Here is a 17,884-nt window from a genome sequence, read left to right as displayed (position 1 = left end):
AAAGGATAATCAAATGAGTAAGCGTATTATTATTGCAGGTTCTGGTTTTGCTGGTTTATGGGCTGCACTTGCTGCACAACGAGCAATTCACTTAGCATCCCAAGAACAAAATATTGAAGTGGTTATGGTTTCCCCTAGCCCGAATGTTGGGATTCGACCGCGCCTTTATGAAGCTGTACTTGAAAATATGAACCCTGATATTTCAGAGTTATTAAGTGTAGTTGACGTTAAATATGTGGCTGGCTGGGTAAATGAAGTGAATGCTGATGCCCAAAGTCTTGTGATTACCACGATTCAGGGCGATAAACAGACCTTAAGCTATGACCGTTTTATTCTGGCAACTGGAAGTACGACGTTTATGCCGCCTATACCGGGTCTTACCGAATATGGGTTTAGCGTAAGCACATTAGAAGATGCGGAAAAATTAGATCTGCATCTTAAAAACTTAGCCAACAAACCTGCAAATGCAGCTCGTAATACCGTGGTGGTTGCAGGTGGTGGGCTTACTGGTCTAGAAACAGTGACTGAAATGCCTGAACGCTTACGTCACATTTTAGGCGAAACTGATGTCCGTGTAGTTTTAGTAGATTCATCTACAGAAATTGGTGCGGCAATGGGTGACCAAGCTGCTACTGTTATTCGAGAAGCTCTCACAGAACTCGGTGTGGAAGGTAAAGCTGGCCTACGCGTTACTGCACTTGATGCTTCTGGTGTAACACTTTCTAATGGCGAAAGAATTGAAGCAGAAACCGTCATTTGGACTGCGGGCATGAGAGCTAACTCACTCACCTCTCAAATTGCAGGTGAAAAAGATAATTTAGGCCGTATTTTAGGTGATGCCTATTTACATGCACCTGAAGCAAAAAATATTTTTGTGACCGGAGATACGGTAAAAGTTCCAACCGATGATTTAGGTAATTTTAACGTGATGTCTTGCCAACATGCCATGAGCCTTGGTCGTGTGGCGGGTTACAATGCTGCGGCAGAATTGGTTGATTTACCGTTGCATGCCTATAGTCAACCAAAGTATGTGACGTGTCTTGATTTAGGCCCTTGGGGTGCTCTCTATAGTGAAGGTTGGGACCGTCAGGTTCAATTTGTTCGTGAAGAAGCCAAAAAAATTAAGCAAGAAATTAATACTGTCTGGATTTATCCACCTGTGGCAGACCGTGATGCTGTGTTTGCGATAGCAAATCCTGATTTTGTAATTGTTCCTTAAAACAATCTGTTTTAGTAAGTACAAATCTATTTAAAAACCCCAAAAGTAGAGAACTGCTTTTGGGGTTTATTTTTGAATCATTAAAATTTATGCTTTTTCTAGTTCTTCTATAATCGCTAAAGCTGTCTTTTTAGCAGAAAAAGGATTTTGACCTGTAATTAAATTGCCATCTTGAACAACATAGGGTGCAAATGGAACAAAAGCCTTTTTATAGTCAGCACCATACTCTTTTGCTAACTCTTCGGCATTATAAGGTACCTTTTTTGCCACGCCTGCCAAGATTTCTTCACTCCATGCATAACCTGTTAATTTTTTACCTTCTATCAGTCGTTTACCATTTGAAAGCCTTACATTAAGTAAGCCGCAATAGCCGTGACATACGCTCGATATAATGCCGCCCTTTTCATAAATATTTTTGGTGATTTCTTGCAATTCAGGATTATCTAGAAAATCCCACATTACCCCATGGCCGCCAGTGTAATAAATCGCGTCATAATCTTCCCAATTAATATCTGAGGGTTTATGAGTGTTGGCCAGCAAAGTCATAAACGTTTGATCGTCTTCTCTCGCTTTGACAGATTTATCGGCAACTAAAGCGCCCAGTGATTTTGGTTCAATCGGCGTTTTGCCGCCATTTGGACTTACAATATCTTGGATATAACCTTTTTCTTCGAACTTATCATAGGCATGCGTGAGTTCGCCTAACCATAGACCTGTGGGTTCATCTACATCTTTATAGCGTGAAACATTGGTCACGACATGTAATATGCGTTTAGACATCTTTTCACCTCATTTTTCATATTTATAATTCTGTTCATTAATTTATCAAAGCATAGAAACCTGTTACTGAAAGTTTGTGCTTGGTAAAGTTATGAACCTTGCTTTTATGTTACTATAAGTCTAAAGTTAGCTTGAATGTCAAGAGAGTATGTGGCTATGAATATTAGCGAGTTATCGAAACTAAGTGGTTTAAGCACCCCTACAATTCGTTATTACGAGCAAATCAAACTCTTGCCTAAAGCAAAAAGAAAATCGAATGGCTATCGTGAATATACCGATAACGATTTGAAGCAACTTTCTCTCATCCAGCAAGCCCAGCAAGTTGGGTTTTCTTTAGCTGAAATTAAAGGTTTTTTACCTTCGAAAGTTGTTGCTTGGGATCATGATGCACTTATTCAAACGATTGAAACTAAAATTCAGGAAATAGAACTTTTAGAACAAAAGCTAAAAGTCAGTAAGCAAAACTTACGCACCATGATTCATGCCATTAATGACAAACCCGATGAAATTACGTGTGAGCAAAATGCAGAACGGCTTATGACCCTCTATTTCGACAAAGTAAATACACCGTAGTTTTAAACTTTAAATAGAACTTTTCTTGAAAAAACCAATTACAGGCCAACGCTGTAATTGGTTTTTCATATAAATATTATAGAAAAAATCAGTTTATCTTTTGATAGTGAAGACCGAGAGCTCCTGAAGCAAACGTTTTATTTTCAATAAGTTTAAGATTGCTCTTTTGCTGAATGCCTTGAAACAGTGGTAAGCCACTACCAATCAGTACGGGCGAAATCGTAATTTTATATTCATCAATTAAGCCAAGTTGCATCAAATAGTGCGCGAACCTAGGGCTACCAAGAATAACCATATCCTTGCCCTGCTGCTGTTTGAGCTTATGAAGCTCTTCTTCAACATGATCTTTCACAAGTCTGGAGTTATTCCATTCAACTTTATCTAGGGTTGTAGAAAAAACAATTTTCTCAGTCTTTTCGATCCATTCGGCATGATTTCGTTCATGCTCTGAAGCTGCTGGATTTGAAAGCATAGTTGGCCAGTAATCATACATCATTTGATACGTCGCACGCCCCCAAATCACCGTATCGGCAGTGCTCAAAATTTCTTTGGCATGATTTGCTAAATCGGCATCGTAAGCAATCCAACCAATATCCATTGCCCCATTTGGCCCTTCTACAAAACCGTCAAGCGATGCATGTAGGAACAGTACGAGTTTTCTCATTATTTACATTCCTTTGCTCATAAAAAATATGCACTATATTTTAGTATATTCAATTTGAATTATTTCTCGTGGAATGTTTTGTTTTCTCTTTTTCTGAGGATAAAAAAACAAGGTGTATTCGTTTGAAATAGCTCTAAATCTTATCAATTACCCGAATAAGCATTACTCCTTATTCGGGATTAATCTATAAACATGATGCTTTAAGCAAAGTTTTGTTAAGAAATTACCAGTGGACCAGAACCCGGAAGTTCGGTTACTAGTTTATAGCCCATCAGTTTTGCAGGCGTATATGTACCGCCTTTGACCGTATTTTTAAGTAAATAACTCACCACAGCCAGTGAACCATTCACGGTAAGGCTATAGATATTATCTGTTTGGATTCGAACTGTTTTAGTCTGCCCATGTGCATTCTTAGCCTCGCCCCATACATAGGTTGGCTGCTTAGCCCTTACCTCTTCATCTGGTCCCACTACTGATTTCGAGATACGTGACTTAATTGCATTTTGTACAAATTGCAGCTTTAAGATAGGTCGCACTAAATTTAAGAATCTTGCGCCACAAATCATTTTAGGAGGTGCAGGCACAAAAACTTCAATGTTTGGAATACCGGTTGTATAGAACGCTGTAGATACGTCACCCCACGGAATACTCATTGCACTTTTTTGACCATCTCCAAAATCAATAGTCCGAACATAATGTGCTAATGGAACGGTGGTAATTTTTCCGTTTTTACGAATTTTTCCACCTTCACCCATACCTTCTGTACTGGTTTTTGCGGTTCCTTGTGAAAGACCAGATTTTGAGTCAAATCCTAAAGCGAGATGGGTTGCATCTGGCAAAACTTCTTTTAATTTTGCCGCCACACAATCTGTTGGAATTACATCAAAGCCTACACCAGGACATAGCACAATATCGGCCTGCTGAGCCTGAGCATTTAAAGATTGTGCTAATTCAAATACAGAAATTTCACCAGTAATATCAAGATAATGAGCACCTGCTTTTATACAAGCTTCCATCATGGGTTTTGAGGTGGCTGAAAATGGCCCTGCACAGTGCATAACAAGTTTAAAACCTTTGAGATGCTCACTTACCGCCTCTACATTATCAAGACCAAAAGCCTGATAGGTGAGCCCTAACTCTTGAGCTAGTGCTTCAACCTTGGCTTTGTTACGACCAGCAAGAGTTGGTTTTAGACCTTGGCGTACAGCTTCACGAGTAATTAATTCACCCGTGTAGCCATTTGCTCCATAAATTATCCAGTTTGAATCGTTAGAATTTGTCATAACACCACTCTTTTATTAAGAAGCAAATGAATAATCACGCATGCCTTTTTTGTATTGGCGGGTACGGCATGACATAGCTGATTGTTGCAAAATTAAAGCCCACGCTGGTGAAACATTTGGTTTAGTTTTTTTACCAGAGCTTAAATTACGTAACTGGAATTTGACCACTGCCATATTTGCAAGGGAAGCTAACGTTTTATTTTCCCATGTAATTGGTTTTAGTTCAGGTGTAATATTTTGGCCTTGTTTCCAAGCATTGGGCAAATTAGGTTCAATTGCTAAAGCTGTGGCAATGCCAACCATATCTACACCACTTTCAACCACCTGCTCTGCTACTTGTTTACGGCGTATGCCTCCTGTCACCATAACAGGCATTTTGGCAACTTTTCGAATTTCTTGTGCAAACTCTAAAAAGTAAGCTTCGCGAGCAAGTGTTCGACCATCACGTGCTTGACCTTGCATTGCTGGTGCCTCGTAGCTACCACCTGAAAGCTCAACCAAATCGACAGCGTATTCATTTAACATTTTAACGACTTGCTGGGCATCTTCGGCGCTAAACCCACCGCGTTGGAAATCGGCTGAATTTAGTTTTACTGCAACAGTAAACTGAGGCGAAACCACTTTACGAACTGCTTCCACAATTTCCATTAAAATTCGAGCACGGTTTTCTAAAGAACCACCCCATTGATCTTGGCGTTTATTACTAATTGGAGAAAGGAATTGACTGAGTAGATAACCATGCGCTGCATGAATTTCTACACCAGTAAATCCTGCTTTTTCACCTAAACGCGCTGTGTTTGCAAAACGCTGAATCACCTCTGCAATCATAGATTCAGTCATTTCGATTGGCGTATTAAAGCGGTCTGACATTTTTCCTAAATCTAAAGCAACGGCAGAAGGTGCCCATGTTTGTTGCCCTAAATTTGACTGCATTTGACGCCCTGGATGGTTAATTTGAAGCCAAACCTGAGCACCTTCTGAACGAGCAATTTGTGCCCATTTTTTAAAAGCATCTAGATGCTTTTCATCTTCAAGCACTACGCCGCCCGGTCCAGTCATCGCTCTGCGGTCTACCATCACATTTCCGGTAATAATTAGTCCCACACCGCCATCTGCCCAAGCTTGATATAAACGCATTAGCTCTTCTGAAGGTGCGTGGTTTAAATCAGCCATGTTTTCTTCCATTGCCGCTTTTGCAATTCGGTTTGGAACATATGAACCATTTGGAAATACTAATTTTTCGAACACTTTCATTGGAAAGACCTCATTCAGTATGGCTTTACTTTAATCTTAAAGTTAACTTTAATGTCAATACCTTTTATTACTTCTATACTTAATCAATTGTATTCGTTAATTTTTTATATAAAAAAGAGGCCTTCAAATGCCTCTTTAAATTTTTATACCTAGCACATGTTATGAAAAATTATCTATTAAAATATTTTATTAAGAGTAAAGTTTTAAATAGCTCAGTGTGCGAACAGAGCCCGTGTTCAATTCACTTCATATTTTAAAAACTTGGGCTTCTATTCTTTAAGTTGAAGGGCTTTAATTTTCACTGACACTAAAAAATCAGGTAAAATACTAAACTAAGTTAGGAACTGAATCTCAATAAAAATGGGGTTATGGATATAAAATATTATGGAAGATTTAGATTCATTTTTCAGCTCCCGAATCAAGTTTAAAAACTTAAAGATTCTATCCCTATTGGGCCAGCACAAATCACTGACTAAAGTGGCTCAACTCATGTATATGACCACTTCAGCTGTATCTAAATCTTTAGCAGAAATTGAAACTAATTATGGCGCACAATTATTTAGAAGAGAGGTCGGACAACTGGTTCCGTTGCCAGAATGCCTTATTCTAATTGACTCCTACCTAAAGATCGAAGCTCAATTACGTGAAGGACACGATAAGATTGCATTGCTAAGAGGAGTTAAAGCTAGCAGAATTTCTATCGGTGTTCATGCTCCATCCTTAGAAAATGCACTTGCTAATGCAATTATTAGATTTAAAAAGATTTCTCCTGAAACTGAAATCTGTATTAAGGCAGGTGATAAAACTTCACTTCTATCAAGTTTACGTGCAGGTGAACTAGATTTAGTTATGTGCCGAGCTGAAGTAGATGATTTAAATAATGATTTACGAGCGATTTTACTACATGAACATCAATTGCTCTTTATTGCAAATAACAACTTAAATATTCCCGACTCAAACAAGGATCTAAAAAGCCTTTTACAATATCCGTGGTGTCTCACATCTTCAACTTGTCCAGTACGCCAATGTTTTGATACAAATTTAGTGGCTAATGGATTGAAACAGCCTAATAATATAATTGAAGTTGATAATCCAATTAATTTAATAGGTATTATTATGCAAAATTATGAATGTATTACTGTCGCTTCAAGTAATATAGCAAGAAGATTACAGAAACAAAATAAAGTTAAAATAATTAATCGTGAGTTAAGTTTTAGTATAAAACCACAAATAATTATATGGAATAGCAAAGTACCTTTAAATACAAATGTTAGAAAGTTACGTGATTTTATCTGTTATGAAGCTCATTAATTTATTTTTAAAATTAATACCCATCTAAAATATGGGTATTAATTTTTGTAGATACTAGTAAATACTAATCTCTACTATACAGCCGTAGCTTTATGTAAAGGAATAGTCAGCTCATCAATATCTACAGGACCATCAGTTAGCATAATTAAATTTGTTTCTCCAATTAAAACCGTATCAGAATGTCTAAACCCTCCCACTCCTTCAATATAAAGTCCAGGTTCAATGGTCAAACACATTCCTTTTTCAAGTGGACGGTCATATCCTTCAGCAAAGAAAGGAGCCTCATGTGCAGTTACACCCATGCCATGTCCAGTTCTGTGAAGTAGATAATCTCCCATGCCTTGTTTTCGAAAAAAATTATTAACACTTAAATCAACTTCACTCATTAAAACGCCAGGTTTAGCCATTTCAAAGGCAATTCTGCGACCTTCCATCATGATTTCAAATGGTTTCTTTGCTTTCTCAGGAACTTTCCCAAGGAAAAAAGTTCTTTCAACTTCTGCCCCGTAGCCATTCATCACCGCATTAATGATAGATACATGTGGTCCCCCTTCCTCCATAACCATATCTATGTTCGTAAAGTTATGTGGATCATGAGATACACTCGGCGGTTGAAAAACAGCTGTAACACGGGTAGCAAGTGGGTTGATTTTCTTGTTATCTTTTGCAAGTTGATTCATTACAAACCCTCTTACTTTGGTGGCCATTTCGGTTAAAGACATACCCGGATAGGCAGATTTTAAAAGCAAATCATGGGCTTTGGTGGCCAGCTCACAAGAATAAATTAAGCGACCTATTTCATATTCAGATTTAATCATACGAATATCATCAATAATATCACTGCGAACACGCTCACCAGGAGTTTCAGTGTATATCTGCAAAGGGCAAATAGACTCAACACCAACACGTTCATTTTCAGCAAATAATTCTTTAAATCGGTCACTCCAAGCTTGACCTCGAGGCGCAGGAAACTCGAAATATGATATAAGTTCAATATCTCCTACCATACGTGCTTTTACATGTGGGATTTCCAATTGAGGAACAACAAATTGAGGGATTCCTTTACTCGGTATGACTAAAATGAAAGGTCGTTCATGTACTGCATTTGCAAAATTTGTTAGATAAAAAATATTATCTGGACAGAAAGCCACATAATGATCTAATCCTTCCTCTAGCATACGAGCTTGTACGCGTTTTACACGTTGCTCAATTTCATTTTCTGTCGGTGGATAGAAAATTGGTTCCATATTCATCTTGACTCTCCTGTTGAGATTTTGCTTAATCGATTGAAAATAATTTGATCCTTTATTTCTAGAACATGAACTTAAGTCCAATACCATAGGTAGAAGGATCATCGCCTGGACCTTCAAGAAGAATATTATTCATCGTATATTTAGCCTTGCCGTTGTTATCAATATACTCAGCTCGTATATAGGCATCTAAGTGTTTATTAATATGATAATTGGCACCAACCGCATAAATCATGGCTGATAGATCTTGTTTATCTACTTGTCTATGATATAAAGCTGCTTTCAGATTATATTTTGGCTGTTCAAAATTTATCATCGTGCCGTAAATCTGAGCAGAAACGGCATCTGGACTATTAGGTTTAAGATAGTTCGCAGTACCAATAACACTTAGTTTTTTATTTAATCTTTTTAGTGCAAATACACGATAATCTTTTGTTTTAATCTCATCGTAAACGACGCCGTTATAATCGACAGAGTAATTACTAATTAATTCATTATAAGATGCACTTATACGATTGGTGCCATCATCATAAACAGCCATGGCTGCATAATTCTTAGCATCTAGGACTTTTGAAGCATCACCGACCATTTGGTTTGGCGTGTAAAGAAATGTCAGAGTCGTATTCTTGAAGTTTGGTGTGGTATAAGTGATGGCACGGCTAGATCTAAAATCGAATGTTGGTGCTCCAGTTCCTAAATCATATGCTTGATAACTCAGTGTAGATGGAGCAAAAGCTGTAGCAAATAATTCCTCATATACCCCAGAAGCATTTAACATCTGGCGCCCGTATAACAATGTGCCGTATTTTTTTGAGCTAACACCAATAAATTCGCCACGAGCAAATGTCTCATCTCGAACAAATTCCATTTTACGTAAATCGATCCATGATTCAGCATTCCCTACAATAGCAATGTCATCATTCAATTTAAGATTAAGCTTTAATCCGAGTCGACTCGCATAATCCATACCACTTTGAAAATCATGCGAACTAACTACACCAGAGTGTGAATAATTTACACCATAGTCAAAAACCCCATACACTTTAAAAGGTGAATTTGAATCCCCCACTTGAATATCTGCAAAAGATTTCATTGGTAAAATAAACACACATGGTATCAATATATATTTGAACATTACTCGGTACTCCGTGACCCTGATTATTTAATTCCTCTATTTAAAGTACATAAAATTTAGTTATTAGAATATTGATAATTTCTCCATTACAGTTGAGTATTTTTCTATTGATTCTACTAAAAAAAATTAAATCTATAATTTGAAATATATAAGCAAGAATAATTTAACTATAAATAAAAAAGACCTACTTTTTAAAAGTAGATCTTTATTTAAAAATTCATTTATATTATGTAAGACAAATGAATTTTAAGATTTTAAGCAAGGGTTAACTTAATTTTAATTAGCTTGCTGGTAAAGTTTTCATAATTGTTTTTTGTTTACTTTTATAAATTAGAAGAACAACAATAGAAATCGTTGCTGCAGATAATAAGTAAACAGCTGGTGCTTGTAAAATTCCCTTACTAAGTGCATAAGTCGTTACAATAGGTGATACAGCTCCAAAAAGCGTTACACCAATGTTATACCCCAAACCAATACCTAAAGCTCTTTGTCTCGTAGGAAACTGATCTGTGATAAAAGGGAAATATGCACCAATTGTTGTACCTAAACCCAGAGAACATACGATTTGAAATAAGAATAAACGAGGAGCTGTAGGTGAAATCAATAAATATTCATAAAGAGGAATACCTATAAAGGTTGTGATTAATGTACCTGTTAATAAAACTCCAATAATTCGTCCAGATTTATCTGACCAGTAGCCACCAATAAATGCTCCCATGATAATAACAAGTGCTGACAACATTGAACTAGCCGAACCAATAATTGGCTCAATATTCATTGCTTGCTTCGCAAAAGAAGGCATAAAGATAATGACAAGATAAACAATTGCCGAACCAAAACCTGAGAGAGATGCAACGAGTATGATACGTTGAATAAATTGTCCAAGACTTAATTTAGTTTGAACTGTTTGTTTTTTAGGAGTATGGACTAATTCGTTACTTTCCTCCATATGACGACGAAGATATAAACCAACTGGAATAATAATCAAGCCTATAAAGAAACCAATTCTCCATCCCCAATCTAAAGTCGCTTGTTGCCCCAAAACACCATAAATAATTAATGCAATTCCTGAACCTGTCGCGAGTGCAAGATACGTTGAGGAATTAAATAAAGCACTATAATATCCTCGGCGATTCTTTGGACAACTTTCCATTACTAAAGATACCGCTGCACCAAACTCCCCAGAAGCAGCAAGCCCAGCAATCAATCTACCCAGTACAACTATTGCAGTTCCCAAATAACCTGCTTGTTGATAGGAAGGTGCACAAGCAATAAGTAAAGTACCTATCCCCATTAATATAACTGTTAAAACCATTGCTGACTTACGCCCTTTTCTATCGGCATAATTTCCAATCAAATAAGCACCAATAGGTCTTACCAAAAAGCCTACAGCAAAAGTAGTTATAGCAGCGAGTGTAGAAAGTATTTCATTTTCAGCTGGGAAAAAGTTGTGTGCGATAGCAAGTGCAAAATATCCATATAATGTAAAATCAAGCCATTCAAGAAAGTTACCCGCAGATAGCCCAAGAAATGAACGTTTACTAATAGACTTGTTCTCATTTAGCATTTTGGCCTCTCCTGACCTAACATCTATTTGTTAAATCAAAACTACACAAAATGCTTTAGTTGGAATATTGATATAATTTCCATCGTGATTGAGTTTTTTTCTCAGATCGGATTTGATTGCTTAGAATTACACTTCATCCTATATTAAAAACTTATACATCCTCATTTTGCTAATTAATAACCCATAACTTAAAAGTATTTGCTAGCCACATGATAGTACTATTGCTTTTACATTACTATGAGTCTAAAGTTAGCTTGAATGTCAATAGATTATTTTGGCTAGGAATATTATTGATTTTTAAATATTTTAAGATTACAACCTATCCATTTTTAATGTTTGACTAAACACACTAGGATTCTGCCCTGTAATATTTTTAAACATACGACAAAAATTAGATGGAGATTGATAACCAAGATCATATGCAATATTTGTTAAGTTTTTATTTTCTGACATCTGTATTAAACTGATTTTAACTGCTAGATATTGTTTCCAAACAATAAATGTAACTCCTAAATCCTTTAATATTAGTCTATTTAATGTCTTACTTGACATACAAAAATGGTCAGACCAATATCCTATTTTTTCTTTTAGAAGTAAATGATTGCTCATTATCATATTTTCAATTACTACTAATATCTCTGCTGTAGGTGTAGGAATAGAATATCTAATTTCTTCTGCAACCTTAAGTTCATAAATAATAATATCCATAATTTTTCCTTCAATACTATCTATACAGTAATCAATAGGTATATAAGTGGCTCTCTCTATAAGTTCTTTTAGAAAACTCCCTACTTTTAATAACTTAACACTTTCCGAACTAATATCATTCACGATCTCTTGTTTTATATAGAGCGTTCTTAAACTAATATCAGTAATTGCTCGCATACTATGTAATGTATTGCTAGGTATAAGCAAAGCCGTTTTAGGTGATAAAATCCATACTTTTCCATTTACATAAGCTTCCATAATTCCGGAAATTCCATAAGCTAATTGAACACGCTCATGATAATGAGGAGGATTAAAATAGTTTTTAAGAAATTCTTTAGGCATTGCACCAATATTACCTTCAATATTCTGGTACTCTTCCCTATTAGTACTTTTATTCGCTAAGAGCATATAAGTCTTCTCAAGTTAAGTGATATTGACAGCTTTCCTTTCAATCCCAGAATCTGGAGAGTCTCATGAGCAATGTTTTTTCATGAAGACTAGATTATTAAGATTAGCATCTATTCCACCAAGGCACTAAATTTAATATATTAAAACCCTAAACCATTACGATTTAAGGTTTTTTATTTACTTTTATATCAATCAATAGGGTTTTATGAGAAACGCAATGCTTGCTATAGCAAACGTTAATATAAAAGCAAAAAATGTATAAGGTAGAATTTTTTGAAATTTCAACTGAAACGTAGCTAAAAATGCTAATGCCCAAAATGGTTGAATAAAATTTGCCATTTGAGAACCCGTGCTATAAGCATTAATTACATGTTCAACAGGAACGCCTAGTTGCTGACCCGCAGGAATAATAAACGGTGCTTCAACTGCAAATTTAGATCCACCTGAAGGAATAAAGAAATCCATAATTACTGTATAAACCATAACAATCCATGAATAGGTTTCAGGAGTAGAAATATATAAAAAAGCGTCAGTAATTGAATGAGAGAGACCAGAGAAAGATATTATTCCAAAGATCCCCGCATATAATGGAAATTGAATCATTACTCCATATGTTGTCCCTACACCTTTTTTAACAGCAGCCATAAAGTTTCGAGGAGTTTTTTGCAATAATAAAGCTAGCGCAAAGAATAAATAGTTTAGAAAATTTATATCGACTTTTCCAAATCCTGAAATCCAGAGAGTTTTACAAACCCATACAAGTATTACTGCTGCAATTAAAGTCGGAAAAATACGAGAGCGTTCCCAACGTTCAGCCGGACGAAGTAGCTTTACTTCATCTGCAGTTTCTATATTTGAAACAGGTTGCGAAAGTGCTTTCCACGTTTCTTCATCAATTTCGACAGCTTTACCTTTCTTTGGATGGATAACTAAAAAGAAAACAATTAATGCGATTAATTGAGTAGCAACCAATACCAATAAGAATGGAGAAAGAGCTGTAGATGTTAAGGGAACCAGATGCCCTATTGTCTGTTCAAGAAAGTTTCCGGGAGTTGCAGCAATAAGAGGTGCTGACTGAGCGGGACCATTTGCTCCTACTAAAAAAGTACAGTAACCCGCTGCCGCAAGTAAAGCATAGTCTAATCCTATCCCCTTTTTTCGGATGGCTATTTCACGTCCCAGCAGCATTGCGAGCATATAACCCATACCCCAATGTAACCAACTAAAAATAGCCACAATGAGGCAATACATTATTAGCGTAGAAGAAACAGTTTTAGGTATATCTATGAGTTTAATTAGATGGCCTTTGACGAATTCAGATTCGACAACAATAAAGCCAGTTATCATTAATAAACTTAACTGCATTGCAAAGGTTAATAATACCCAAAAACCTTGGGCATAATCATCAACCAACTCTAGTGGACCTCTATCTGTTATACCTAAAGCCAACAGATAGACGATAACTGTTAGGGCTAAAACGAATACCATGGAATCAGGTACCCATTTCATGCTCCATTCTGTAAAACTATCAATAAAGCTCTGTTTTTTTATATCATTTTCTTGATTAGACATAATATTCCCTATTATATAATCAACTGATCGGTTCCTAAAATTCCTTAGGATTCTTTAAACCATACGTCCTGTTTTTAACGAAATATCTAGTTGTACTTTTAATACTTAAACCGATACTTCTGCTTTGACACGATTGATAAGTTCATCGAATTGATTTAGGTAAGAAAAATTGTTAATCCCTTTTCGATATTCAGCTGACTTAACCAATTCAATCACTTTGTCATTAAATGGGGTATTTATGCCCAAACTATTTCCTATTTGAGAGACCACACCATTAATGAAATCAATTTCACAAGGTCGACCTTTTTCTAAGTCCTGCAACATACTTGCTTTTAAGCGTCGGTGAGCATCCCAGACCTTATGGTACATAGGCAATTTATTTTTAATATCAGCACTAGAAGTAAGCTCAAGATCACCCATATTCAGCCCATTCATGACCACCATTTGATACCCAGAGGCATGACAGACTTTTATAGTTTCATCAGCAATATAAGCTAGACAAAACATCGCTTTTTCATCATCAAGTACATCACCAAAAGTGCAACCTAATGCTGCAGACATACCACTAAAAGTGGCATTCATTAGTAATTTAGACCATCTAATTCCCATAAGATTAGGAAGTACTTTAGTCATTCCCACATGATTTAAAATTTGCTGAATTTCTATAATTCGGTTAGTAACTTGTCCATCAAGCTCGCCAATTTCAAAAGCAAAATTTTCAACTACTTCCTTGGTAGAGGTTAATTCAGAAACACCCGGCCTTTGCCATGTTGCTCCGAAACCAACAACCCCTCCCACTGTTCGGTGAGTTCCGACTATCTTTGATACTGATTGTTCTGGAATTCCATTTTGTAATGTACAAACAACACTTTCATCATGTAGAAAAGGCAGTAATTTAGGTAACTCCACTGCGTTTGTAGTTTGTTTAGTTAATAAGAAAACTAGATCATAAGTACCTTCCAGTTGATCTGGCGTATATGCTTTTACAGGAACATTAAAATCCATAAAACCTATGACTGTTGCTCCATTTTCTTTTAAAGCATCAACATTTTCTTGATAGGAATCAATCAAATCTACCCTATACCCCTTTTGAGTTAATATAGCTCCTATAATTGTTCCTAAAGATCCTATTCCATATATTGCTGTTCTCATAGTGAGTTCCTTCTCAAGTAAGTTTTTGTCTTATTTAAAAACTTCATTCAAAGAATAGAGGTTTTTAAAATTTATAATTCCCTCTTTTTTAGACAACTTTTATTCTTTTTTAGACACTTTTTTAAATATTTTAAAATTATTTTTAAATATAATATCAAGAAATTAATTAAATTAAAGATAAAAACCAACCAGATAAACCAAATAATATATTGAAAATAAAAGAATTATTGAATTATATTTTTTCTAAATTTTTTCTTGCTTAAAAACTATAATTTTTATTATTTAATTTTTCTCATTAAATAATAAGTTTTGCTAATTTCTTTAAATAAAATATAAATGTTAAAAAATAAAAAGTTCAATAAATATTGAGACAATTATTGAAGAACACTACGAGTTTCAATTAAAGCTCTTAAATAGTGGTTTAAATTGAATATTCGAATTAAAAATGCATACAAGGGAAGAGATTATGCGAGTCGCGATTGTTGGAACAGGATCATTAGGTACAATTATAGGTGCTTTTATTAGTCAAGCAGGAAAGCAAGTTGACTTAATTGATGCCTATATAGAGCATGTAGATACCTTAAATCAGTTTGGTGCAACAATAACTGGTGCAATAGAAAGAAACGTTCCCGTCAATGCCATTACACCAAACCAGATGGAAGGCACATATGATCTAGTTTTCCTTTTAACAAAACAAACTGCAAATAAAGAAACTTTAACTCAACTTTTACCTTATCTCCATGATGAAAGTATGGTGTGTACTCTCCAAAATGGAATTCCTGAATATTCAGTTGCTGAAATTATTGGTCAAGAAAGGACTTTAGGTGGAGCCGTTCGCTTTGGTGCAACATGGGTGAAACCAGGGGTATCTGCTCTGACCTCTGATTATCAGGCAACCAAAAATTTTGCTTTTGAAATTGGTGAATTAGATGGTGTAATACGTCCACGCCTAGAAGTTGTTCGTGAATATTTAGAGTGCGTAGGTCATACGGAAATTCGTAGTGATTTATTAGCAATACGCTACACAAAGGTATTAATGAATGCATCCTTTAGTGGTATGTCAGCGGCTCTGGGCTGCACCTTTGGAGAAATCTTAAATGACCCGAAAGCAATGGTTTGTCTAGCTTTTGTCGTTGATGAGTGTATTAAAGTGGCGCATGCACATGGTATACAACTCATATCAATGTCAAATTATGATTTTAATTCTTTTGAACTTGACAATGCACAAGATATCCCATCAAAAATGCCACTCTACCGTAAAATCTGGGGTGCTCATACAGCTCTAAAGGCAAGTATGCTGCAAGATTTAGAGAAAGGTAAGGATACTGAAATCCAATATATTAATGGGCTGATCTGCGAAAAAGGTCGTGAACTTAATATTCCAACGCCATTTAACGACAAGATAGTTGAGCTAGTTACTGAGGCTCAAAAGCGCCGTGGAGTCAACGATTTCAGTTATCTCTCCCGTTTTGATGAATTATTAAAACAATATGCAGATGATTTACCTAGTCAAGTTGCTTGGCCCGAATAACTCTTTTGGAGTCCTTATTGATTTTATAGTTTTTTTAAATTCACCGTACCTTGAGAAAATTAAATAGTCTTAACACATTTCAGGATGAGAAATATGATTAAAATTAACCATACACATAATCCAGATACGAAGAGCTGGGTTGAGTCAGCCAATCATAAGGATACGGATTTTCCTATACAGAATCTTCCTTTTGCAATATTCCGCAGAATGGAATCACAAGAAGAGTTTAGAGGTGGAGTTGCCATTGGCGATCAAGTACTTGACCTTAAGGCTTTAGAACAGCTGAATATACTAGAAGGAATTGCTAAACAGGCAATTAAATTAGCTGCTCAAAGCCACTTTAATAATTTTTTTGCTCAAGGCTTACACTCATGGCGTGCTTTACGGCACGCTCTTTTTGATTTATTGCGCCAAGACCAAACTTCAGAATGCATTAAAACTATTACTGCGTGTTTAATACCGCAAAGTCAGGTGGAATATACATTACCCACAATCATAGGCGATTATACAGATTTTTATACATCTTTAGATCACGCCATTAATTGTATGCGTATTATGCGGCCTGGTACAGATTTACAAACTAACTTCCGATGGTTACCTCAGGCCTATCATGGACGTTCTTCTACAATCGGGATTAGTGGTCAACAGTTCCGTCGTCCATGTGGTCAAATTCTATTACCTGATGCAGATAAACCGGTTCTCCAACCTACTCGAGCAATGGACTATGAGCTTGAATTAGGAGTATGGATCGGCACAGGTAATATCATGGGTGAAAATATTTCAATTGATAAAGCAGAAGAACATATCTTTGGAGTTAGTCTATTAAATGATTGGTCTGCACGCGATATTCAAATGTGGGAAATGGCTCCTTTAGGGCCATTTCTAGCAAAAAATTTTGCTACGACGGTTTCACCATGGATTGTCACTTTAGAAGCATTAGCTCCATTTCGTACACAATGGAATCGTCCAAAGGATGATCCTCAGCCTTTGTCATATCTGGAGTCTATTGCTAACCGTAATCAGGGTGCATTAGATATTCAGCTTGAAGTCAGTATTCATACCGAGCGCGCTAAAAAAGCAGGTGAAAATGCAGTACAGATAACGCGTACAAGCTTTAAGCACCAATATTGGACTATCAGTCAGATGGTGGCACATCATACGATTGGGGGATGTAATCTCAAAGCAGGTGATTTGATAGGTACAGGAACTATTTCAGGCCCAAACGAGCATGAAGCAGGAGCACTCATTGAACTCACTTATGGCGGTACAAGACCTATCAATTTAAATGACAATGAAAAACGCAGTTTTTTACAGGATGGAGATACCATTATTATGCGTGGCTGGTGTGAAAAAACTGGTGCAACCAAAATTGGTTTTGGAGTAAACGCTGGAACTGTTTTACCAGCATTAATACTATAATGTTATATGCTAGTCTCATATTAATTCAGCAGACTAGCATGTTTTTTTAATATCTAAA

The 17,884-nt window shown here is 36.0% G+C and carries 15 protein-coding genes; 5 read left to right on the top strand and 10 right to left on the bottom strand.

Annotated features, from left to right (window positions below; translation table 11 throughout):
• Positions 1–13: 13 nt before the first annotated feature.
• A complete protein-coding gene (locus AC07M3_RS00400; protein WP_494566171.1) occupies positions 14–1,219 on the top strand; it encodes an NAD(P)/FAD-dependent oxidoreductase in 1,206 nt (401 codons plus the stop codon).
• An 87-nt stretch (positions 1,220–1,306) separates the two neighbouring features.
• On the opposite strand, the gene AC07M3_RS00395 is transcribed toward AC07M3_RS00400, so the two are convergent.
• Positions 1,307–1,999: a type 1 glutamine amidotransferase domain-containing protein gene (locus AC07M3_RS00395; protein WP_494566170.1), complete on the bottom strand. Its 693-nt coding sequence runs from the start codon at positions 1,997–1,999 to the stop codon at positions 1,307–1,309.
• Positions 2,000–2,155: 156 nt separating this feature from the next.
• Between AC07M3_RS00395 and AC07M3_RS00390 the strand changes: the two genes are divergently transcribed.
• Positions 2,156–2,572: a MerR family transcriptional regulator gene (locus AC07M3_RS00390; protein WP_151768034.1), complete on the top strand. Its 417-nt coding sequence runs from the start codon at positions 2,156–2,158 to the stop codon at positions 2,570–2,572.
• Between the two features lie 88 nt (positions 2,573–2,660).
• Here the strand turns inward: AC07M3_RS00390 and AC07M3_RS00385 are convergent, their stop codons facing one another.
• From AC07M3_RS00385 to AC07M3_RS00375, 3 genes are all read right to left on the bottom strand, one after another.
• The gene (locus AC07M3_RS00385) at positions 2,661–3,236 is read right to left on the bottom strand and encodes a dihydrofolate reductase family protein (RefSeq protein ID WP_494566169.1); all 576 of its coding nucleotides are present in this window, start codon (positions 3,234–3,236) and stop codon (positions 2,661–2,663) included.
• A gap of 215 nt (positions 3,237–3,451) precedes the next feature.
• On the bottom strand, positions 3,452–4,519 hold the full coding sequence (locus tag AC07M3_RS00380; protein WP_494566168.1) for a saccharopine dehydrogenase family protein: 1,068 nt from the start codon (positions 4,517–4,519) through the stop codon (positions 3,452–3,454).
• Between the two features lie 15 nt (positions 4,520–4,534).
• Entirely contained in the window at positions 4,535–5,773 is a 1,239-nt protein-coding gene (locus AC07M3_RS00375) for an NADH:flavin oxidoreductase/NADH oxidase family protein (RefSeq protein ID WP_494566167.1), read from the bottom strand.
• 384 nt (positions 5,774–6,157) lie between these two features.
• Here AC07M3_RS00375 and AC07M3_RS00370 point away from each other — a divergent pair, with 384 nt between their 5' ends.
• The gene (locus AC07M3_RS00370) at positions 6,158–7,084 is read left to right on the top strand and encodes a LysR family transcriptional regulator (protein WP_494566166.1); all 927 of its coding nucleotides are present in this window, start codon (positions 6,158–6,160) and stop codon (positions 7,082–7,084) included.
• A gap of 74 nt (positions 7,085–7,158) precedes the next feature.
• On the opposite strand, the gene AC07M3_RS00365 is transcribed toward AC07M3_RS00370, so the two are convergent.
• The 6 genes from AC07M3_RS00365 to AC07M3_RS00340 form a co-directional block, all read right to left on the bottom strand.
• A complete protein-coding gene (locus AC07M3_RS00365) occupies positions 7,159–8,337 on the bottom strand; it encodes a M24 family metallopeptidase (RefSeq protein WP_494566165.1) in 1,179 nt (392 codons plus the stop codon).
• Positions 8,338–8,395: 58 nt separating this feature from the next.
• Positions 8,396–9,403, bottom strand: coding sequence for a porin (locus AC07M3_RS00360; RefSeq protein ID WP_494566164.1), 1,008 nt, complete (start codon positions 9,401–9,403; stop codon positions 8,396–8,398).
• A gap of 346 nt (positions 9,404–9,749) precedes the next feature.
• Positions 9,750–11,036: an MFS transporter gene (locus AC07M3_RS00355; RefSeq protein ID WP_494566163.1), complete on the bottom strand. Its 1,287-nt coding sequence runs from the start codon at positions 11,034–11,036 to the stop codon at positions 9,750–9,752.
• 312 nt (positions 11,037–11,348) lie between these two features.
• Positions 11,349–12,152 (bottom strand): AraC family transcriptional regulator, encoded by an 804-nt coding sequence (locus tag AC07M3_RS00350; RefSeq protein WP_494566162.1) that lies wholly within the window; start codon positions 12,150–12,152, stop codon positions 11,349–11,351.
• Positions 12,153–12,344: 192 nt separating this feature from the next.
• On the bottom strand, positions 12,345–13,724 hold the full coding sequence (locus tag AC07M3_RS00345) for a TIGR00366 family protein (protein ID WP_494566161.1): 1,380 nt from the start codon (positions 13,722–13,724) through the stop codon (positions 12,345–12,347).
• A 105-nt stretch (positions 13,725–13,829) separates the two neighbouring features.
• The gene (locus tag AC07M3_RS00340; protein WP_494566160.1) at positions 13,830–14,876 is read right to left on the bottom strand and encodes a ketopantoate reductase family protein; all 1,047 of its coding nucleotides are present in this window, start codon (positions 14,874–14,876) and stop codon (positions 13,830–13,832) included.
• A gap of 466 nt (positions 14,877–15,342) precedes the next feature.
• Here AC07M3_RS00340 and AC07M3_RS00335 point away from each other — a divergent pair, with 466 nt between their 5' ends.
• Both AC07M3_RS00335 and fahA read left to right on the top strand, forming a co-directional pair.
• The gene (locus AC07M3_RS00335) at positions 15,343–16,407 is read left to right on the top strand and encodes a ketopantoate reductase family protein (RefSeq protein ID WP_494566159.1); all 1,065 of its coding nucleotides are present in this window, start codon (positions 15,343–15,345) and stop codon (positions 16,405–16,407) included.
• A gap of 93 nt (positions 16,408–16,500) precedes the next feature.
• On the top strand, positions 16,501–17,826 hold the full coding sequence (gene fahA / locus AC07M3_RS00330; protein WP_494566158.1) for a fumarylacetoacetase: 1,326 nt from the start codon (positions 16,501–16,503) through the stop codon (positions 17,824–17,826).
• Positions 17,827–17,884 lie beyond the last annotated feature (58 nt).

The organism is Acinetobacter sp. GW821-FHT09D10, assembly GCF_059416285.1.
The sequence above is the reverse complement of the archived record's forward strand: the minus strand, read 5'-3'. Positions and strand labels throughout refer to the sequence as shown.